The organism is Pectobacterium atrosepticum (assembly GCF_000740965.1).
GTDB classification, from domain to species: Bacteria; Pseudomonadota; Gammaproteobacteria; order Enterobacterales; family Enterobacteriaceae; genus Pectobacterium; species Pectobacterium atrosepticum.
The window spans coordinates 4,822,379-4,842,932 of sequence record NZ_CP009125.1 but is presented as its reverse complement, the minus strand read 5'-3'; the positions used below and the strand labels follow the sequence as shown (position 1 = coordinate 4,842,932).

Below are 20,554 nucleotides of genomic sequence, written 5' to 3'. Positions count from 1 at the left end.
AAGGGAAAACAGCGCCCGTCGGGCGCTGTCGATCATCATTTTTCAAGTGCTTTCACCGCCTGACGCATACCTTGCGCCAAAATATTGTCCAGATTGGCGGCCACCTGCTCCACTAAACCTGACCGCTGAGTGAGATCCTCCCCCCAGTGTGCGGTATCTGCGAGTACCTCTTTGACCAATTCATGCACGGTCAGATCGGTCCCCACGCGTGGCCATAGCTGGCGGTAGCGGATGAGCCACTGCTCATCATCCTGTAAAGGGTAGGTTTCACCTGCTCGTTCTCCGCGGTAGAAGGCAATCAGTGCGGCCAGAGCAAACGTCAACCGTGCCGGAAAGCGCCCGTTGCAGTGGCCTGCCAGCAATTGCGGCAGAATACGTGTACGGAATTTGGTCATGCCATTGAGCGCGATGGAGAGCAACTGATGGCGAATGTAGGGGTTCTGAAAACGTCCGGTGACGGCATCGGCAAATTCACGCAACTCATTGGCCGGTAAATCCAGCACCGGGATGATCTCTTGATGTAGCGTGTTTTCTACAAAGCGACGCATATCGGCATCCTGCATGGCTTCACCTACCGTTTCCAGCCCGCAGAGCCAGGCAACCGGAACCAGAGCGGTGTGCGCACCGTTCAGAATTGCCACTTTACGTTCTTTATACGGCCTGATGTCGTCAACAATACGGATATTCAGCGGGCATTCCGCAAGTTTCAACTCATCTGCCAGCCAGTCGGGGCCTTGAATCACAAAGAGGTAAAAATGCTCGGCGGTATCCAGAAAGGCATCGTGATAGCCCAGTTTCTCTTCCAGCGCTGACGATTCTTCACGCGGATACCCCGTTACGATTCTGTCCACGAGTGTGGAACAGAAGGTATTTGCTGTCTCAATCCAGTCGATAAATGCCGGTGAGAGTTGCCATTCCTGAGCATAGCGCAGAACCAAGGCTTTGAGCGCCTCTCCGTTATAGTCGATCAGTTCACAGGGAATAATGACCCAGCCTTTATCGTTCTCACCGTTAAAATGCGTAAAGCGTTCCAGCAACAGGCGTGTCAGCTTGGCAGGAAAACTGACTGGTGGCGTATCGTTGACGCTGTCGCCAGCGTGATAGCTGATGCCCGCTTCTGTGGTGTTTGAGAAAACAAAACGGATGGCGGCGTTATGGGCCAGTGCCAGGTAATCGGCAAAATGTTGATACGGGTTAATCTCGTTATTGACCGAGCGGATCAGGCGCGCATCGCTGACGGCCTCACTCTGTTCGTTAAGTCCGCGAATGACCGTGGTGTAAAGCCCATCTTGCGTATTGAGTGACGGCGGAAAATCCGTATCAATGGGGCGTACAATGGTTACGCCCGCCTGGAGATCGGTCTTCTCATTCAGAATATCCAACTGCCAGTCCACAAAGGCGCGTAGGAAGTTACCTTCACCAAACTGAATCACTTTTGTTGGATAACATGCGCCGGGAAAGTCTTTCCGATTCAATGTCTTCATGATTATTCCCTCATCAGAATGTGATGACGCCTTTGATCAGCTCACGGTTGTTAATGACATCCCTTTCATAGATGTCAGCCAGTGTGGAAAAGGGATAACGGTGCGTCAGCATCATTTCTGCGGTGAGTTTACCTTCAGACATCAGACGTCCTACTTTGGCGAAGTCTTCCGGTGTGGCGTTACGGCTGCCCATCATCGTAGTTTCTTTCTTGTGGAACTCAGGGTCGGAGAACTGCAAATCGCCTTTAAACAGACCGACAAACACGATGCTGCCGCCGTGGCGGATCAGGTTAATGGTGTTGTTCATCGCATGCTGATTGCCCGTGGCATCAATCACTTTTTCTGCCAGTGAACCGCCAAATTCGGCGCGTAGCTGGGCTTCAAAGTCCTCGGCAGAGGGATCGACTACCGATAAACCCAGGTGGGCAATAACGTGTTCGCGGCGGGCTGCGCTGGTATCGGCGACAACCACGTGAGCGCCCTCTGCTTTGGCGATGGCTGCCGCGCCGAGGCCAATCGGTCCGGCGCCGACGACCAGCACCTGTTCACCCTGTAACACCTTTGCCCGACGGACGGCGTGCGCACTAATGGCGTATGGTTCGATTAATGCTGCCGCTTGTGGATCGATCCCTTCTGCGAGCAGTAAGTTTGTGGCGGGAACCGCCAGATACTCGCTGAATCCGCCGTCCTGATGTACACCTATCACTGAAATTTTCTCGCAGCAGTTGGTACGACCGCTCTTGCAGGCTGGACATTGCTGACAGGCGACATAGGGAATGACGGCAACCTGCTGGCCTTTTTTAAAGACATCTACATTTTTTCCGGTATCGACAACTTCACCACATATTTCGTGACCTAATACGCGTGGATAGCTGAAAAAAGGTTGGTTCCCTCCCCAGGCATGAATATCTGTTCCGCAAATACCCACAGACTTAATTTTAATTAATGCTTCACCCTCACCCGGAATAGGTATTTCACGTTTTTTCCAGACTAATTTTTTCGGTTCCTGGCAAATCAAGGTATTCATTGTTGACATGATTATTCTCTCCTGTTTTTTGTTTTTTCAGATATTGATGAAAAAAAATATTGATGAGAAACAGGAGGTGTAAATTGTGAATGCGGACTCATAAAAATGTTTTAAATCGGTTTTTAATGTGTGCAAAAAGGAGATCTCTCATGAGCCGTTCGCAAAATTTACGTCACAATGTCATTAATCAGATTATCGATGATATGGCCCGCGGTCATATTCCGTCACCTCTGCCGTCGCAAAATGCGCTGGCGGAGATGTATAACATCAGCCGCACAACGGTACGCCATATTCTGGCTCATCTGCGCGATTGCGGCGTGCTTACGCAGGTTAGCAGCGATTATGTGATCGCCCGAAAACCCGACCACGACGATGGGTTCACCTGTATTACCGCGCCGATGGACGAGCAAAACCGCATTTTCGAGCAGGCATTTTTCACCATGATCAACCAGCGTCAGCTCCGCGTGGGTGAGACATTCTCAGAGCTACAACTCGCGCGTGACGCCGGTGTTAGCCCAGTGGTAGTGCGTGAATATCTTTTGAAATTTGGGCGTTACAACCTGATTCAGAACGAAAAACGTGGGCAGTGGAGTATGAAAGAGTTCGATCAGGCCTATGCCGAACAGCTGTTTGAATTGCGGGAAATGTTGGAGACGCATGCTCTGCAACACTTCCTCAATCTGCCGGATGATGACCCCCGCTGGCTACAGGCTAAAACGTTGCTGGAACACCACCGCATGTTACGTGACAGCATTGGTAACAGTTTTCGTATGTTCTCGCAGCTCGACCGTAACTTTCATGCGCTTTTACTTTCTGCTGCCGAAAATGTCTTTTTTGATCAGTCGCTTGAAATTATCTCCGTGATATTTCACTTTCACTACCAGTGGGATGAAAGCGATCTCAAACAGCGCAACATCATCGCGATTGACGAGCACATGACCATCCTCAGTGCGTTGATTTGCCGAAGCGATCTGGATGCCACGCTGGCACTTCGTAACCATTTGAATTCAGCTAAACAATCGATGATTCGCTCAATTAACCAGACTGTTCGGACTGACCATTAAAAACCAATTAAAAACCGTAAACCATTATCAGGAGCACGGTTTTATAAAAATAAAAACGCCTGAGAAATATCTCTTATCTATGCTCACGAGAAGTCGACTGTAGTAATAAAAACTCGTGAGTAGTGATTACGTATTTCATTGCTTTTCATTTAAAGCCACTTTACTCAACCCTACGTCGAGTAAAGATAAAATTATAATGTCCAGGAGCCAGACGTGGAAAAAAATAATATAACCCTAGACCCGCGTTCTTCGTTTGATACCCGTTCTTCAGCACCGCCAGAAGGAATAGTTCAACGCAGTAGTCGAATTAAACGTATTCAAACCACGGCAATGATTCTTCTATTTTTTGCTGCGGTGATTAATTATCTCGACCGCAGTTCTCTTTCAGTGGCTAACTTAACTATTCGTCAGGAATTGGGGCTGAGTGCGACAGAAATCGGGGCATTGCTCTCCGTTTTCTCTCTTGCCTATGGGATTGCACAGCTCCCTTGTGGCCCGTTGCTGGATCGTAAAGGCCCGCGCATTATGCTGGGCCTTGGGATGTTTTTCTGGTCACTGTTTCAGGCGCTGTCTGGCATGGTGCACAGCTTTACTCAATTTGTACTGGTTCGTATTGGCATGGGGATTGGCGAAGCACCGATGAACCCATGTGGTGTGAAGGTGATAAACGACTGGTTTAACATCAAAGAACGTGGCCGCCCGATGGGGTTCTTTAATGCGGCTTCAACTATTGGTGTTGCGATGAGCCCACCCATTCTGGCTGCGATGATGTTGGTCATGGGCTGGCGCGGTATGTTCATTACCATCGGCCTATTTGGCATTTTCCTCGCTATCGGCTGGTATATGTTGTACCGCAACCGTGAGCAGATCGAACTCACCGCTGATGAGCAGACTTACCTGAACGCAGGCAGTGTAAACGCTCGTCGCGATCCGCTGAGTTTTATTGAATGGCGTAGTCTGTTCCGTAACCGCACGATGTGGGGCATGATGCTGGGCTTTAGCGGCATCAACTATACCGCATGGTTGTATCTAGCCTGGCTGCCCGGTTATCTGCAAACGGCTTATAACCTGGATTTAAAAAGCACGGGTCTGATGGCCGCGATTCCTTTCCTGTTTGGTGCCGCGGGGATGCTGGTGAACGGCTATGTCACGGACTGGCTGGTGAAAAGGGGAATGGAACCGATCAAGAGCCGTAAAATCTGCATCATTGCCGGTATGTTGTGCTCTGCGGCTTTTACTTTTGTGGTACCACAGGCGACAACCTCAATAGAAGCGGTGTCACTGATTAGTATGGCGCTGTTCTGCATTCACTTTGCTGGAACATCATGCTGGGGGCTGATCCATGTTGCCGTTGCGTCGCGTATGACGGCATCGGTTGGCAGTATCCAAAACTTTGCCAGCTTCATTTGTGCATCGTTTGCCCCGATCGTGACCGGTTTTATTGTGGACACCACGAATTCTTTCCGTCTGGCTCTGATCATCTGTGGCTGTGTGACGGTATTGGGTGCTCTGGCCTACATCTTCCTGGTTCGCCAACCGATTAGCGATCCCCGTAAGGATTGATTCTCCGCCGCCCCGCATCTTTACCCCTTCCTTCTGCGGGGCGGTTTTTTGTCACGTTGCTTTATGACGGTGCGTATTGATCGTGCCGTGTCGCAAAGGTGGCACGACATGCTCGCAATTTCTCATGCCTTTCCTACGCTTTTTACTGCCGTTAGCGAGTCTGTTAAACCGCTGCCGTTTGTTGGCGCGGACTTTGCAAGTTAGCTTTGCAAAAGGATAGAGATAAAGCAGTCAGTAAAATCAACGGGATAAAGGGGTCTTCATGAAAATAAAAAACACAACATCGGGAAAATGGCTGTTGTCACTGAGCGTGACGGCGCTGCTGGTGAGTGGAACCGTGCAGGCGGCGTCTGCTCCTGCGGTGGAAGCAAAAAACGGCATGGTGGTCAGCTCGCAGTATCTGGCTTCGCAGATTGGCGTCGATATCATGAAAATGGGCGGCAATGCGATTGATGCCGCCGTGGCCGTGGGTTATGCACAGGCGGTGGTGAATCCCTGTTGTGGCAATATCGGCGGCGGCGGGTTTATGACGCTGCATCTGGCCGATGGGAAAGACACCTTTATTAACTTCCGTGAAACCGCACCCGCGGCAGCCAGTGCCAACATGTATCTGAACGCGGATGGGAGCGTGAAAAAAGACGCGAGCCTGTACGGCTATCTGGCCGCTGGCGTACCGGGAACGGTGTTGGGGCTGGATACTGCGTTGCAAAAATATGGCAAATTGACGCGTGAACAGGTGATGGCGCCAGCGATTAAACTGGCGCGTGAAGGTTTTGAACTCACGCGTGCGGATACCGATATTCTGGACACCACCATCAAACGCTTCAAAGCCGATCCTGAAGCGGCGCGTATTTTCCTGCGTCCTGACGGCAGCCCGTTGCAGCCCGGCGATAAGCTGGTGCAAACCGATCTGGCGAATACGTTGGCGGCGATTTCTGCTAAAGGGCCAGACGCTTTTTACAGAGGCACGATCCCGCAGGCAGTGGAGAAGGCGGCGAAGCAGGGCGGCGGCATTCTGACCGCGGCTGATTTTGCCGATTATCGCATTACCGAAACGGCACCGGTAACCTGTAACTATCGCGGTTATCAGTTTGTCTCTTCACCGCCGCCCAGCTCTGGGGGCGTCACGATGTGTGAAATTCTCAATATTGTCGAAGGTTACGACATTAAATCGACGGGCTTTAACTCGGCAGCCACCATTCATGTGCTGACGGAAGCGATGCGTCACGCTTACATGGACCGCAACACGTACCTCGGCGATCCAGCGTTTGTCAGTAATCCGGTCGAGCGCCTGTTGAGTAAGGATTACGCTGCCGAAATACGCAAGCAAATCGAACCGGAGAACGCGACGCCGTCCAAAAACGTACAGCCGGGAGTTGGCCCGCACGAGCGACCAGAAACGACGCACTATTCCATCGTGGATAATCAGGGCAACGCGGCGTCCACGACTTATACCGTTAACGGGCGTTTTGGTTCGGTAGTGATTGCGCCGGGTACGGGTTTCTTCCTCAATAACGAAATGGATGACTTTACCGTTAAAGTTGGCGAGAAAAACCTGTATGGATTGGTGCAAGGGGAACGGAATTCGATCGCCCCCGGTAAGCGCCCACTTTCGTCCATGAGCCCGTCACTGGTGACGAAAGACGGCAAAGTCTTCATGGTGCTCGGCTCGCCTGGTGGTTCACGCATTATCACCATCACGTTGCAAACGGCGCTGAATATTATCGACCACGGCATGGCACCGCAGGAAGCGGTAGATGCGCCACGTATCCATCACCAGTGGTTACCGGATGAGGTGTATTACGAACAGCGCGGGCTCTCTGCCGATACACTGAACCTGCTGAAGCAGCGCGGCTACAAGATGGTCGAGCAGACTCCTTGGGGCGCAGCGGAGCTGATTCTTGTTGGCTTACCGGGTGCGGTGGGCGTGACGCCAGCGGATTCAGGCAATGACTCGGCGGTATCTGGCAAAGTCCGTGAAGGTTACCTGTACGGTGCAAATGATATCCGCCGCCCAGCGGGGGCAGCGATAGGGTATTGATAAGGGGCTTCAGGAGCTTATTTCGGTAGGCTCCTGAGTTTGCCCGTTCATTGCGGTGGTGTTAAAGCAATCTGATGTGAATGAAAGCAAAATCAGTCGTGGGTTAGTGCCCCCAGACAGTCATCCAGCGCGCCGACCAACCAGTCAATGTCCTGAGTTTGGAACGCCAGCGGCGGGCGCAATTTAAGCACGTTGCCATAAGGGCCTGCGACGGATGTCAGAACACCACGGTCGCGTAGCGCTTCCGTCAGATTTAGCGCCAGCGTTTTATCCGGCGTTTTACTTTCTCTGTCGCTCACCAACTCAAACCCGATGAATAACCCGGCACCGCGCACGTTGCCTACACTGGCGTATTTGTCTTGCAGAGTGGTCAGTTCCGCCAGCAGCTGTGCGCCGACTACGCGGCTGTGTTCCTGAAGTTGCTCATCGTGGATCACTTTTAGCACCGCCTGTGCTGCGGCCATTGCCACCGGATTTCCACCGAACGTGTTGAAGTAGGGGATCTGGTCGCTGAAGGCGGCGAGCACGTCGCTTTTTGCCAGCAGCCCGGAAACCGGGATGCCGTTGCCCATCGGTTTTCCGGTGGTGATGATATCTGGCACCACGTCATGTCGTGCGAAACCCCAAAAGGCGTCGCCGGTGCGTGCGAAGCCGGGCTGAACTTCATCAGCAATGAAAATACCGCCGTTGCGGTGCACGACATCAACCACGGGACGTAAAAAACCGCGTGGGTTGGGATGGACGCCGTCAGAAGAGAAAATGGAATCTGCGAGAAACGCGGCGAATTTGATGCCGTGAGCCGCCATATCGTCGATCTGTTTCTGGATTTCATTGGCAAACCACACGCCCAAGTCCGGCGTATTAACACGATAGGCGTCCGGCGGTGGTACCAGTCGGGTCGTCGCTGCCAGTGGCTGACCGCTGCCTAATGCTGGTGATACACCTGAGGTCAACTCGCTGGTGCCGTGGTAGGCCTCGCGCGTTACGATCACGCCCGTGCCGCCGCTCCAGGCGCGCGCTACGCGGATCGCCAGATCGTTGGCTTCTGAACCGGTGCACATATACATGGCCCGGTTAATCGCCGCCGGTGTGGTGGCGAGGAGCTGCTCCGAATAGTCCAGAATACGTTCGTGCAGATAGCGCGTGTGGGTATTGAGCATCGTCATCTGCTGGTGCACGGCTTCTATCACCGCAGGGTGACAGTGGCCGATGCTGGCGACATTGTTATACACATCGAGGTATTTTTTGCCGTCGGCATCCCACAGGTATTGCCCTTCACCGCGTACCAGATGAACGGGTTTGCGGTAAAACAGCCGATAGGATTCGCCCAATATCTTGCTGCGTTTATCGGTCAGCGTGCGGATATCCGCGCTCAGCGCGTCGGCATGCTCGGCGCGGAAACTGTTGGTATCCATGATGGTTGAACGTGTTGCCATAATCTCTCCCGTTATAAAATGTGCGCCTCAGCGTTAGTTGGCATCGGCGACAAGCGGCTCAAGCAGATGTTCCCGTCGTGCTTTGGTGGTCAGGAAATAGAGGTAGCCGAGCAGCATAAAGGTGCAGAACAGCCCACCGATCACCGGGTTGAACCAGAGCATCGCAATCAGGCAGATGATGGCGCAGATGAGTGCGAACGCGGGGATGATAGGGTAACCGGGCGCGCGATAGCTGCGTGCCATATTGGGTGCGCTGCGGCGCAGGCGAAACAGGCTTAACATGCTCATGATGTACATGACGATGGCACCAAAAACCGCCATGGTAATCATCGCTGCTGTCAGGTTCATGCCTTGTAGGTTAATCCCGTCGCAGAAGATGGCGGCAATCCCGATCGCACCACCAGCCAGAATCGCGCGGTGTGGCGTGTGGAAGCGGGACAGCTTGGCAAGTCCCGGCGGGAGATAGCCCGCGCGCGCCAAGGCGAAGAACTGGCGCGAGTAGCCCAGAATAATGCCGTGGAAGCTTGCGATCAGGCCGAACAGGCCAATCCACACCAGCATGTGCATCCAGTTGGAGTTTTCCCCAACGATGAGCTTCATTGCCTGTGGCAAGGGATCGTTAAGGTCGGAGAGCTGACGCCAATCGCCTACCCCACCAGCCATCACCATCACGCCAATTGCCAGCACCACCAGCGTAAGGATGCCGCTCACATAGGCGCGTGGGATCGTGCGTTTCGGATCCTTCGCCTCCTCGGCTGCCATTGCCGCGCCTTCGATAGCGAGGAAAAACCAGATGGCGAATGGTATTGCTGCAAACATGCCGGAGATGGCACTTGGCGAAAACTCATTCTGTCCCGCCCAGCCGTGTGCCACGAAGTTGCTCAGGCTGAAACCCGGTGCGACTACGCCCATGAACACCAAAAGCTCCATGACGGCCAGCAGCGTAACCACCAGCTCAAACATCGCCGCCAGCTTCACGCCAAGAATGTTCAGGCTCATGAAGATAAGGTATGCGCCAACAGCGGCGAATTTGGGATTCAGCTCAGGATATTGCACGTTCAGGTACGCACCAATCGCCATCGAAATAGCGGGCGGCGCGAAAACAAATTCAATCAGCGTGGCCATACCGGCAATCAATCCACCCAGATCGCCGAACGCGAGTCGGCTGTAGGCAAAAGGGCCACCGGCATGTGGGATCGCCGTCGTGAGTTCGGTAAAGCTAAAAATAAAACAGGTATACATGGCGGCGATGAACAGCGTCGTGACCAAAAATCCTAACGTGCCCGCGACGCCCCAGCCGTAGCTCCAGCCAAAATATTCACCAGAAATTACTAGTCCTACCGCGATACCCCACAAATGCAGGGCGCCCAGCGTGGGCTTTAATTTGCTCGTCATCACATTATCCCCGTCAGTTTGCTCATGGTTATTCGGGGCCAGTACGGCAACCCCTGTTGGCTTGTGTAGCGATAATGCCCACGCTTTCCGGTGGAAAACTTGACGCGGGCGTATCGAATGCTGCGCGCTGAAGTCAACTTTTATGGTGGGTATCGCCCCCACGCCATCTGGGGTCAAACATGGGTTCTGGTGCGTCAAGTTTCTCTGTACGACACACGCCATGCTGAACGCTCGTTGACTCGCGTCGGAGTGGAAACCATGAGTGCTAAGCAATACGACACCTTAAATAATGCGGAAATTACCTCGCTGGCGCACCGGGCGCTTGCCTGCTATCCGGCGGCGCTGCAAGGGGAAGTGCGGCTGCTGTGCCGCTCGGAAAATGCGACGTTCCTTGTTACGTCAGCGGGTAAACGCTATGCATTGCGGCTACATCGCAGCCACTATCACCAGAAAGCAGAGATTGAAAGCGAGCTACTGTGGTTGGACGCGCTGCGTGAGACGGGAATTGTGGTACCAGAAGCGGTACGCGATGCGAGTGGGGAGCGGGTGCAGTCGCTGGGTTTATCGGATGGTTCCTGTCGCTATGCCGTGTTGTTCCACTGGATTGACGGCGAGATGCCGACCACCAGCATTGATCCGCGCACGTTTCAGCAACTGGGCGAGATTACCGCTCACCTGCACCAGCATAGCCGCCAGTGGCAAAAACCTGACGGCTTCCAGCGTATTGTCTGGGATCATCACACGATGGTGAGTGCGCAGAGCCACTGGGGAAGCTGGCGTGACGCGCCGAACCTATCGCGTGACGAACACGGTATTGTCGAGGAGGCTATCGAGCGCATGGGGACGGAAATGGCGGAATTTGGTAAAGCGCCGCACCGCTATGGGCTGATTCATGCCGATCTGCGCCTGACCAATCTGCTTCTGCATCGCGGTGAAACGCGGGTAATCGATTTTGACGATTGCGGCATGGGGTGGTATCTGCACGATCTGGCGGCGGCGATTAGCTTTGTGGAGCATCATCCACGCGCAGCCGAATGGGTTGAAAACTGGCTATGTGGCTACGAACGTGTGGCCCACGTCAGTGATGAAGAATTGGCGCTGCTGCCGACGCTGCTGATTCAACGGCGTATCCAGCTTACCGCGTGGGTGGGGTCGCATGCGGAAACGGAGATGGCGCAGAGTCTTGGGCCCGACTGGGCGAGCCACAGCGTTCGCCTGTGTCGGCGCTATTTGGAAACCCGCGACCTGCCGCTTGGGGTGGCCTGAATGCACCACTGGCGGGCAACTTGCGCTATGGTAATGCCTGTTCGCCTCGTGCGTTGTTTGTAATTCATTGATTTTATGTCATTACGGACTGGTACGAAACTTGCTGGTATTACGCTTGCTGATCGTTTCATGGCCCGTTGGCGGGCCGTGTGGTACGGCGAGGTGAAAGGCAATGGAAAACGTGACGTACTCTTCGGCGCTGAATGCGGCGTTCTCCCGCAACTGTGGTGTGCTGGCGGCGGCGGCAAGCGGGCTCGGCGAGTTTATTCATGATAGCGGTGGCGATGCTGACCGTATCTTTGGCATCAGCGGCGTCGATCCTGAGCAACTCGCCAGCCCGACACTCAGTCTGGGGCTGGTGAATTATTGCCGTGTGATGGAGGAAGCGGCGCGTAATTCGGGCGTTGATAATTTCGGTTTACGCTACGGCAAGCAGTTTAAACCGCAGTCATTAGGCCTGATCGGCTATATCGGTTTATGTTCGGATACGCTGGAGCAGGCGCTGCACAATGTGGTGAAGGCGTTTCCCTGTCATCAGCACGACACGCTGACGCGCATGGTCGATAAAGGTGACTGCTGGCGGCTGGATTATCAGGTTCGGCACGGTGCCATTCTGCACCGCCGTCAGGATGCCGAACTGACGCTCGGCATGTTGCTCAACCTGATTCGCCATGTCTTGGGCAAGCACTGGGCACCACGCGAAGTGCATTTTGAGCATCCACGTCCTGAAATGTGGCATGAGCATTGTAAGGTGTTCGATGCACCGGTTTACTTCGATCAACCCTATAATTCTCTGCTTATTCCCAAACACCAACTGACCCGCACCATGCCGGATCGCGATATGACGCTGCTGCTGGTGATGCAGGATGCCATTCGCCGCCTGAATGAAACGTCGCCGCAGCAAAGTATTGTCGATCAGGTGCGCACGCAGGTTCATCTGTTATTGATGCAGAAAGAACCGACGCTGGAAGAGGTGGCGGATAAGGTCGGCTTGTCCAGTTGGTCGCTCCAGCGCCGCCTGCGAGAAGAAGGGCTCAGTTTCTCACTGCTGGTGGACAAGCTGCGCTGTGAAATGGCGACGCACTATCTTCAACAAAAACAACTGCCGATTTCGGAGATGGCGCTGTTGCTCGGCTATTCCGAGGTGAGCGCCTTTTCCCGCGCCTTCCGTCGCTGGTTTGGCATTAGCCCGCGCCAGTGGCGCAAAGGCGAAGCCCTCAATCTTTCCTGATGTCCGTTATTTAAAGTCCGCATACGGCGTAAGCGGCTGTGGTGGGCTGTCGAGATCGCCCTGCCAGCCGGAGACGGAGTAGCGCAGGTAGAGGAGACCGTGGCTTGGGGTGTAGTCCTTCGCTTGCTGAATGTCGATACCCACACCCAGCGTCCAGTGTGAGCTGAGGCGGCGTTCGACGATGGCACGCGCCGTATAGCCGAATCCGGAACTGCTGCTGCCCTGTTCGATGTCGTCTCTGTCAGTGAGCGCGGCGTTGCCGAGCAGGCCGACAAGCGGGTAGCGACGCTGGTTTTTGGTGGAGGAGCGTGACCACGATAGCGATCCGCCGAGTTCCCATGACCAGTTTTCTGTCCGCTGCCGATAGTTCACCGGCACGCCCAGCGAGAAATATTGCTGTGGGCTGTAGTAGCCGCCCTGACCGAGTGAGTAGCCGCTTAAGTCTTTCTGGTGGCGCCACCACATGCTGTTCAGACCGATCGTGACGCGTTGGTTATCTTCGTTAATCAGCTTGTAATAGTAGCCCGCCATCGCACGGGCGCGATCGTTATCGGCCACGTTTTTACCCGTAATCTGGTGAACGCTGAAATCACTCCAGACGCCGTGTGCTTCGCCTCGGTCATAGCTTAGGCCAAGGCTGACGCCCGTCGCGCGCACGCCACCCCAGGTAATGCCCGTGCCTGGATCTTTGGTGCCGCCGAATGCCAGTAATGAGCTGGAGATCGGACGGCGCGATGCCGTCGCGGTCCAGCCGATTTGTCGCCAGTCGCCGCGATAGCTTGCACCACCGACGACATCGACCACGTCAAAGCCGAGCGGCGTGGTGCCGACATCCGCTGACCAGCGGTCGTTCTTCCAGCCTGCGGCAACGCTGGTGCCAGTGGCTTTCTGCGATTTACCGTCGAAGCAGTCCCGCGTGGCACAGGTGCCGAAGGTTTCCCGGTAAGCGCCGTTGCTGTCCGTAGAGAAGGAACCGGCGTTCATCTGCACGGTATCGGTGCGGAAGAAGGCGCGGCCATCGTACAGCGGCATATCCACCTGCAACATGGTGTCGTGAGCGCTGAGGTCGGAAATCCCGCCTGTCCCGCTTGAACTCCCATAATCGTGATCGAGGGTGACGGTAATATCCTGTTGGCGATAGAGGTCTGCGGCATCAGCGCGGATGCTGCGTTGCAGCCAGTCATCGCTGCTTTTATTACGCGTTAGTTGGGTGTAGTCATCGTCGCTTTGTGGCAGCGCGGGGGTGATGCTGCTGGCGACCATTGCCTGTTTATAGTCCTGCTGCGCCTGCTCAGGCTGCGATTGCTGTTGTTCAACGCGTGCTGCATCGCGGTAGACCAATGCTTTGCCCTGACCGACGGGCTCTTTCTGCGCATCGATTTTTAGCTGACGGAAAAGCGCGGTCGATTTTTGCGGATTGCCTACCGCTTGCCAGGCGTTAGCGACGCGCCGCTGGCCGTTGAGTGTATCAACCGCCTGCACGGGGAGTTTGTTCAGGCGCTGGCGCGCCTCATCTTGTTGCCCCTGCGCGATAAATGCATCGATCTCACCCAACTGTGCATCGGGGTTCTGCGGTTCGCGCGTGCGGATACGTTGATACTCTGCCAGCGCCGTTGTGTATTCACCCTGAGCCAGCGCCCAGTCTGCCAATAGCAGATCGATACGCGTGTCGGTCGGTTGCTGACGCAGGAACGCCATCGCTGCGATTTCGTCACCCGCATCACGCATCGCTTCTGCTTTCGCCAGTGTGGTTTGACTTGTCAGACGCTTCGATAAATCGCGCATGTCGTCGTTCCACTGTGCCGCCGGTAGCGTGTTCAGGTGAGCGAGTGCTTGCTCATCGCGATTGGTGGACGACAGGTAAAGTGAGTAAACGTAGTTCTTCTCCGCGCTAGCGGGCGGTACGGCGGTAGCGCGCTGCACTACGCTGTCTGCCAACTGCGGTTTCCCCCGTTGGCGCAGTACTTGGGCATAACGATAGGCAAACCAAATATCGTTTGGATCCTGCTGGTTTACCTGACGATATTTTTCCTCCGCCAGTGCCCACTGCTGCTGTTCCAACAACTGGTCTGCCTGCTGTTTCAGGATATCGAGTTGCAGTAAGGCAAGCGTTTCCCGCATCGTATTCTGCTGGCTGCGTGGCAGGCTGTTGAGGTAAGCCAGCGCTTTCTCCGGCGATTGCCGCTGATAAATACCGACCAGACCGCGCAAGGCGTTGTCATTGCCGGGTTCAAGTTGTAAGGCCTGTTGATAGAGCGGCTGTGCGGCAGCATCATTTTTGCTGGCAACGGCCACGTCGCCCAGACCAATCAGCGCATAGGCATTGGTATTATCCATCTGGCGTGCCTGCTGATATTTCTGCCGCGCTAGCGGTAGGTTGTTAGCTTTTAGCGCGTTGTCACCTTCCGTAATGGTGGTCCAATACTGGGTGCTTTGGATGAGTCCTTCCCATTTGCCGCTGTTCAGGCGATTTACATCCGCCTGTAATGCTTTTTGGAACTGCGCCAGCGCTTTTACCCGATCGCCAGCACGCAGGTAAACCAGACCAATCGCGCCGATCAGTTCGGGGTCGTTTGGCGTGGCGGCCAGCGATTTATTCAACTCGCCAAGCGTGGCGCTATTGCCGCCGCCATCTTCAATCTGTGCCAGCGCGCGCAGCCGCCCCTGATAAACGGGATCGGCTAATATTCCCTGCTGACGACTGAGTTCTTTACGTGCGGTTTCTGCCTGTTCACCTTCATCAAACACGGTCAGAAAACGGTTTAGTTCAGCCACACTTTGTGGCGTGACCAGCATCCGGCTAATAATTTCCAACCATAGCGATGCCGCCTGACTACGTCCGACGGGGTCGTTAGAAAGCTGTTTCAGTAGAGGATAGGCTTGTTCGCTACGATTCTGGCTAAACAACAAGCGCGCCAGCGCCATGCGCAGCGGCACATTATTAGGGTAGGCTTGATCCAACGTCTCCAGTTGCTTGATTGCAAGAGGTTGCTGGTCGGGCAAGCGTGAAACCAGGCGCCAATACTCTACGGCAAGATCGAGCGTTGGCGGATCGCCGTGAAAGAGCGCGTCGTACTGCGCTTTGGCTTCCGCATAGCGTCCGGCGGTAGATAGCGAACGAGCCTTCTGTAGCTGTTGGCGGCTCTCTTCCTGCGTCAGTGCCAGTATCATGCTTGCGTGGCGATAGGCGGTGGAGTCGGGTGCCAGCGTTTTCAGTTTCTCCAATAGCTGACGGGCCTGCGTTTGATCGCCGTAACGCATCGCCAGCCGTATTTTGGCGGCGATCACTTCGGGATTATTTGGCGCGATCAGCTCCAGTCGATAGAGCGACTGACGCACGATATCGTCTTTGTTGTTGGCTTCCCCCAAGCGCACCTGCTCCATTAGGAACTGCTCTGGCGACGCGGTTTCTGCACTGTATGCCTGCGGTGCAGTAACCAGCAATAACGGGAGGAGGCGCAGCCAGTTCAGCGCCAGATTATTGGCTTTCAATGCGTTGTCACCTTTCGCAATCGTGGTCCAATCTTGCGTGTTTTGGATGAGTCCTTCCCATTTACCGCTGTGCAGACGACTCATATCCACCTGTAATGCCTTCTGAAACTGTTCCAACGCTTTTTTCCGATCGCCTTCGCGTAGGTAAACCAGACCAATCGCGCCGATCAATTCAGGGGCGTTTGGCGTGGCAGCCAGTGCTTTATTCAGTTCATTGAGCGTGGTGCTGTGGCTTCCACCGTTTTCAACCTGTACCAGACTACGGAGGTGTGCCTGATAGGTGGGATCGGATAACATTTTCTGCTGGCGGTTGAGCTCGTTGCGCGCGGTTTCTGCCCGTTTTCCTTCATTAAATAGGGTCAGAAAGCGATTTAACTCCGCCACGCTCTGCGGTGTGATAGGCATCCGCCGAATGATTGCCAGCCATAGCGAGGCTGCCTGACTACGTCCGACTGGGGCATTAGCCAACTGCTTCAGCAAAGGATAGGTTTGCTCGTTACTATCCTGACGGAAGAGCAAGTATGAGAGCGCAAGGTGCAGAGGAACGTTGTCAGGGTAAACCTGATCCAGCGCTACCAACTGCTTAATCGCGACCAATTCCTGATTCGGTAAGTGAGAAACCAGACGCCAATATTCAACGGCGAGATCGAGCGTTGGCGGATCGCCTTGAAAGAGCGCGTCGTACTGCGCTTTGGCTTCTGCATAGCGTCCGGCGGTAGATAACAAGCGAGCCTGCTGTAATTGTTTACGCGGCTCTTCTTGCGTCAGCGCCAGCGTTATTGCTGACTGACGGTAGATGGCAGAGTCCGCTGCCACCGCTTTCAGCTTTTCCAACTGCTGGCGTGCCTGCGCCTGATCGCCTTGACGCAGCACCAGCCGGAATCTGGCGGCGATAACTTCTGGGCTATCTGGGTCGATCAGCTCCAGTCGATAGAGCGACTGACGCACGATGTCGTCTTTGTTGCTGGCTTCTCCCAAGCGCACCTGCTCCATCAGGAACTGCTCTGGCGACACGGTTTCTGCGCTGTAGGCCTGCGGCGCAGCAATCAACAATAATGGGAGGAGACGCAGCCAGTTTAAGGTGTTGTTGTGCATTGGCTGCCCCGCGATGGTAAAAGTTGGCCTTGTGACGTGAAGCGGTAGCGCTTTTCATCCCATCCCTGACCAAAGAGCGTCAGAGAAGCAGAGAAATAGGCATCGTCACCCGGTGGATTCGCGGCGAGCCGTTGTCGCTGAGCGGCTAGCGCATCCGGCTGGCGGGATAGTATCGGAAGTAGTGAAGCGGAAAACCCGACGGGCCCCTGTCCGGTGACCACGCCTGTCGCGGTGTCCGCTTTTTCGGGCGGTAAACCCTGTTGGAGCGTCTGTTGAATCATCGGTTGAAACTGTTTGAGCAAGTCGGCTTTCCCTCTGCTGCTGTCAGCCATCATCCCTGCCCACAGGTAGACGCGAATGGCGTCATAGCTACCGATATTGGGTTTGGTGGTATCAGGTTGCCAGCCTTTGCCTTTTTGCCAGATGACCCAATCGGGCGAAAATCCTTTCGGTGCAGTTTCCAATAGCAGGCGCTGCGTGGTGCGTTGCATGGATTTCCACGTCTCACCCAGCGGAGCAAAACGGGCCAACAGCTGCGGCGGAAGGTTACGCGCCAGCTTTCTTTCTCTGCGAAGCCCACTTTGCCGGGCAATAGCATCACGCCTAACCCTGGAATGTTAACGACTTCTTCCTTGGCAATACGCGCGAGCAGCGTGGTGCCTAGCGTCTGATAACGCGCTTCTTTCCACAGTCGGCCGGCTTCAAGCAGGTTATAGGCAATCCACAGATCGGCGTCGGATGCGGAGTTCGGATCCAGCACCGCCCACTGCTTATCTTTGCTTTCTCCCCACAGCCAGGCCGGCAAGTTAGCGCGTAAATCGCCAGCGGACAGGTTGTCTTCCGTCCATTTCAGCAGCCTGTCAAACATCGCCCGATCGTTGGCGACCAGTGCAAAGAACATGGCGTAGCTTTGCCCTTCGGACGTGGTGATTTTATTGGGCGTGGAGGTATCAATCACCCGCCCTTGCTCACTGATGTAATGCTGTTTGTACTGTTCCCAGGCGGGCCAGTCACAGACGGCCGCGGTGGCTAGGGAAGCCCATAGCCACAGCAGCGTGAGGATCAGGTAGCGCAGCACGCGTGGCATGACGCACTAATCCCTTTCATCCGGCGACAGACGGCGGCGGCTGAAGAATTTCAGTCCACGCCACAGCAGCCAGGCAATAATGATGACGGTAAGGGTCGATATGATGGCCAGCCAGATAGGATGCTGCGCCAGTGCATGCCAGATACGTTCCCACCACGGCAGGTGGCCGACGTAATAAACGTCTCCGACTCGCAGATTATTGATGCCCGATTCACGGATGACGGAAACGGAACCAAACAGCGAGGCTCTTTTTTCGCTGTCGATCAGCGCGTTGTTGAGTAGCGTATAGCCCTGCGGGCTATCGGCTAATAGTGCGACAACGCTACGCTGGTCGTGATACGGAGACTGGAAGCCGATAATCGCCGACATCGCGCCGTCACCGCTGACGGTGGTTTTGCTGTCTGGCTTCGCATCAGATTCGGGCGAGCCCATGTCTGGGATAACGGTTTGGCGTGTGGGTTGCTTGATCCAGCTTTGCGTTTGCTCGACCAGCAGGTTGATTTTGCCATCGTCGTGCAGTTCAGGCGGGATAGCGCCGATCATCAGAATGTCGCTGTCCTGCTTGTCCACCTGCGTCCAGTCATCGCTGAGTTGCATCGCTAAAGCAGGGTAACCGGTTTGTGCCCCAATGTTGCCGATGGCGTTCAGTAGCGCACTGACCTGATCGGGCTGCGGCTGTTTGCTCACCAGCACCAGCGTTTGTGACAGATCAGCCAGTCGGCTGAACGGGTAGCCTGCATTGGCAAAGGCACGCAGATCCGGCATCGCCATAAAGTGACGATAGCCAGAGAAGTTAATGGTTGAACTACCGTCGATGACAGCGTGATTCACGACCGGCGTATAGGTTTCGCAACGGTCAGCAGTGCCGCTGGAAAGCAGTGTGGTGTAGTTGAAGTCAAAGCGCAGTTGGTTGGTGGTACCCAGCTTCAGCGCCGGAATGGACAGGCTCTTGTCTGAATCCCATAACCCCTGCGTCAGCGGCAGGCGCATCAACAGGGAGCTCTGGTCGTGCTCCGGTGCCAGCGAGAAAGCTTGTACAAACTGGTTGTTTAGATTGATGCTCAGACGCGAACCGTCCTGAATCTGCGGCGCGGTGTAGCGATATTTCAGGCGCATATCGATGCCCTGACTGCGGATCAGGAACAGGTCGGGCGGCAGATTCATGGTCAGGGAAATCGGCCGGGGAATAATACCGTCGGTTTGCAACTGTTCGTTATATTGCTGAAGCTCGGCGAAGGTCATCGGGCGGTCGGTGCGCACCCAATTTGGCGCATCATACGGCTGGCGTGGGGCGAGTTGTTCGACCTTATCGATGGTAACGGTTTGCCCACGGAACAGCGTGTTCCCCTGTGCGATGCCCTGCACGGCGGTGAGCAATTCATTGTCATCACGACCCTGCACCAACAGCAGTTTGACGTGAGGGTCGTCAGGGTGGCTGATGATAGACACCGTCGGCCCATTCACTGCGGGAGTATCGCGCAGGAAATCCGGTCGCTTATCGTTGGTGGCGAAAACAATGCCGTGGCGATCCGGCAACTGGTTGAAGAGAGCAGGGAAGGACTGCCCGCGCCATTGCGCTTTGCTGCCAAACCAGGAAGCGAGCATGGCGGCGGCACGCTGTTGTAGCAGATCCGGCTGGCCGGCAAAAACGATGGGCAGCGTCAGCGGGCGAGTATCGCGGCTGTCAAAAAATGGTGCAGGGAACGGCGACAGATCATCCTTCAGCGTCAGCTTCTGGAATTGCAGATTGAGCGCGCTGGCTTTGCTGACATCCAGCCACAGGCTGGTGCTGGCTGGGTTTTCACAGATATTCTGATAATGGCCGACGAACACCAATTGCAGGCGGTTGAAGTCCGTGATGTAGCGCGGATCGATAGGAATACGGACGCGATTCGACTTACCCATCTGCTCTTTGCCAATCGCGGTGACACCCATTAGCTCATTGTTCAGATAAACCTTGATATGGGACTCTGTGGGGATTAGCGCCGGTGAGGGGGTAAATTCGAGATCGAGCGAAGCCTGCGTCACCACTTCGTCGCTGCGAACGCCGAACTCAATCTGCCCGTCGGGATTGATGCCGCGTAGTGCAAAGTTGCCCGGAGCTGGCGCGATTTTCGCAAAGGGCATGACTATGTTGCGCACGGCGGCATTGGTTGCCGGCTGCATCAGTGGGATCGCGGGCAGGCTCGTTGTAGACATGTCAGTCACAGATGTGGCCGTCGCAGGCGGTGCGGTGACAGCCTGAGATAATGAGCTGACGCCTAAAGCCAATGCGGTGAACCAGATTATTTTTTTCGTCATTGTGTCATCATCAATGTTAAGGGTCTTTTTCTTTGTCGGGAAAAAGACCGTTGATCACGGCCTGTGAATGGC

The 20,554-nt window shown here is 54.9% G+C and carries 11 protein-coding genes and 1 pseudogene; 5 read left to right on the top strand and 7 right to left on the bottom strand.

Annotated elements, in window-relative coordinates; translation table 11 throughout:
- Positions 1-35: 35 nt before the first annotated feature.
- Together GZ59_RS21525 and GZ59_RS21520 are read right to left on the bottom strand one after the other, a co-directional pair.
- Positions 36-1,484, bottom strand: coding sequence for a tagaturonate reductase (locus tag GZ59_RS21525; RefSeq protein WP_039294375.1), 1,449 nt, complete (start codon positions 1,482-1,484; stop codon positions 36-38).
- A gap of 13 nt (positions 1,485-1,497) precedes the next feature.
- A complete protein-coding gene (locus GZ59_RS21520; protein ID WP_039294372.1) occupies positions 1,498-2,520 on the bottom strand; it encodes a zinc-binding alcohol dehydrogenase family protein in 1,023 nt (340 codons plus the stop codon).
- Positions 2,521-2,660: 140 nt separating this feature from the next.
- Between GZ59_RS21520 and GZ59_RS21515 the strand changes: the two genes are divergently transcribed.
- From GZ59_RS21515 to ggt, 3 genes are all read left to right on the top strand, one after another.
- The gene (locus GZ59_RS21515; protein ID WP_039294369.1) at positions 2,661-3,575 is read left to right on the top strand and encodes a GntR family transcriptional regulator; all 915 of its coding nucleotides are present in this window, start codon (positions 2,661-2,663) and stop codon (positions 3,573-3,575) included.
- Between the two features lie 213 nt (positions 3,576-3,788).
- Complete coding sequence (locus tag GZ59_RS21510; RefSeq protein ID WP_039294366.1) at positions 3,789-5,138, top strand: MFS transporter; 1,350 nt, start codon at positions 3,789-3,791, stop codon at positions 5,136-5,138.
- Between the two features lie 262 nt (positions 5,139-5,400).
- Positions 5,401-7,179 carry a gamma-glutamyltransferase gene (ggt, locus tag GZ59_RS21505; RefSeq protein WP_039294363.1) on the top strand — a complete coding sequence of 593 codons (1,779 nt, stop codon included), beginning with the start codon at positions 5,401-5,403 and terminating at the stop codon, positions 7,177-7,179.
- A gap of 92 nt (positions 7,180-7,271) precedes the next feature.
- Here ggt and GZ59_RS21500 read toward each other — a convergent pair whose 3' ends face one another.
- Positions 7,272-8,615, bottom strand: coding sequence for an aspartate aminotransferase family protein (locus GZ59_RS21500; RefSeq protein WP_039294360.1), 1,344 nt, complete (start codon positions 8,613-8,615; stop codon positions 7,272-7,274).
- Between the two features lie 33 nt (positions 8,616-8,648).
- Positions 8,649-10,010: an ethanolamine permease gene (gene eat, locus GZ59_RS21495; RefSeq protein WP_039294356.1), complete on the bottom strand. Its 1,362-nt coding sequence runs from the start codon at positions 10,008-10,010 to the stop codon at positions 8,649-8,651.
- A gap of 258 nt (positions 10,011-10,268) precedes the next feature.
- Between eat and GZ59_RS21490 the strand changes: the two genes are divergently transcribed.
- Together GZ59_RS21490 and qhpR are read left to right on the top strand one after the other, a co-directional pair.
- On the top strand, positions 10,269-11,276 hold the full coding sequence (locus GZ59_RS21490; RefSeq protein ID WP_011095837.1) for a phosphotransferase enzyme family protein: 1,008 nt from the start codon (positions 10,269-10,271) through the stop codon (positions 11,274-11,276).
- A gap of 172 nt (positions 11,277-11,448) precedes the next feature.
- The gene (gene qhpR, locus GZ59_RS21485) at positions 11,449-12,507 is read left to right on the top strand and encodes an AraC-like transcriptional regulator QhpR (protein ID WP_011095836.1); all 1,059 of its coding nucleotides are present in this window, start codon (positions 11,449-11,451) and stop codon (positions 12,505-12,507) included.
- 6 nt (positions 12,508-12,513) lie between these two features.
- Here the strand turns inward: qhpR and bcsC are convergent, their stop codons facing one another.
- The 3 genes and pseudogenes from bcsC to bcsB form a co-directional block, all read right to left on the bottom strand.
- On the bottom strand, positions 12,514-16,083 hold the full coding sequence (bcsC, locus tag GZ59_RS21480) for a cellulose synthase complex outer membrane protein BcsC (protein ID WP_230587095.1): 3,570 nt from the start codon (positions 16,081-16,083) through the stop codon (positions 12,514-12,516).
- Between the two features lie 992 nt (positions 16,084-17,075).
- Positions 17,076-18,181: pseudogene (gene bcsZ / locus GZ59_RS21475) on the bottom strand (cellulose synthase complex periplasmic endoglucanase BcsZ).
- A gap of 6 nt (positions 18,182-18,187) precedes the next feature.
- Positions 18,188-20,482 carry a cellulose biosynthesis cyclic di-GMP-binding regulatory protein BcsB gene (gene bcsB, locus GZ59_RS21470; protein WP_011095833.1) on the bottom strand — a complete coding sequence of 765 codons (2,295 nt, stop codon included), beginning with the start codon at positions 20,480-20,482 and terminating at the stop codon, positions 18,188-18,190.
- Between the last annotated feature and the right edge of the window lie 72 nt (positions 20,483-20,554).

Bases quoted from the DNA above. Each gene is read 5' to 3' on its own strand.
- ggt (WP_039294363.1), top strand. From the start codon at position 5,401: ATGAAAATAAAAAACACAACATCGGGAAAATGGCTGTTGTCACTGAGC.
- bcsC (WP_230587095.1), bottom strand. From the start codon at position 16,083: ATGAGTCGTCTGCACAGCGGTAAATGGGAAGGACTCATCCAAAACACG.
- eat (WP_039294356.1), bottom strand. From the start codon at position 10,010: ATGACGAGCAAATTAAAGCCCACGCTGGGCGCCCTGCATTTGTGGGGT.
- qhpR (WP_011095836.1), top strand. From the start codon at position 11,449: ATGGAAAACGTGACGTACTCTTCGGCGCTGAATGCGGCGTTCTCCCGC.
- GZ59_RS21520 (WP_039294372.1), bottom strand. From the start codon at position 2,520: ATGTCAACAATGAATACCTTGATTTGCCAGGAACCGAAAAAATTAGTC.
- GZ59_RS21515 (WP_039294369.1), top strand. From the start codon at position 2,661: ATGAGCCGTTCGCAAAATTTACGTCACAATGTCATTAATCAGATTATC.
- GZ59_RS21500 (WP_039294360.1), bottom strand. From the start codon at position 8,615: ATGGCAACACGTTCAACCATCATGGATACCAACAGTTTCCGCGCCGAG.
- GZ59_RS21490 (WP_011095837.1), top strand. From the start codon at position 10,269: ATGAGTGCTAAGCAATACGACACCTTAAATAATGCGGAAATTACCTCG.
- bcsB (WP_011095833.1), bottom strand. From the start codon at position 20,482: ATGACGAAAAAAATAATCTGGTTCACCGCATTGGCTTTAGGCGTCAGC.
- GZ59_RS21525 (WP_039294375.1), bottom strand. From the start codon at position 1,484: ATGAAGACATTGAATCGGAAAGACTTTCCCGGCGCATGTTATCCAACA.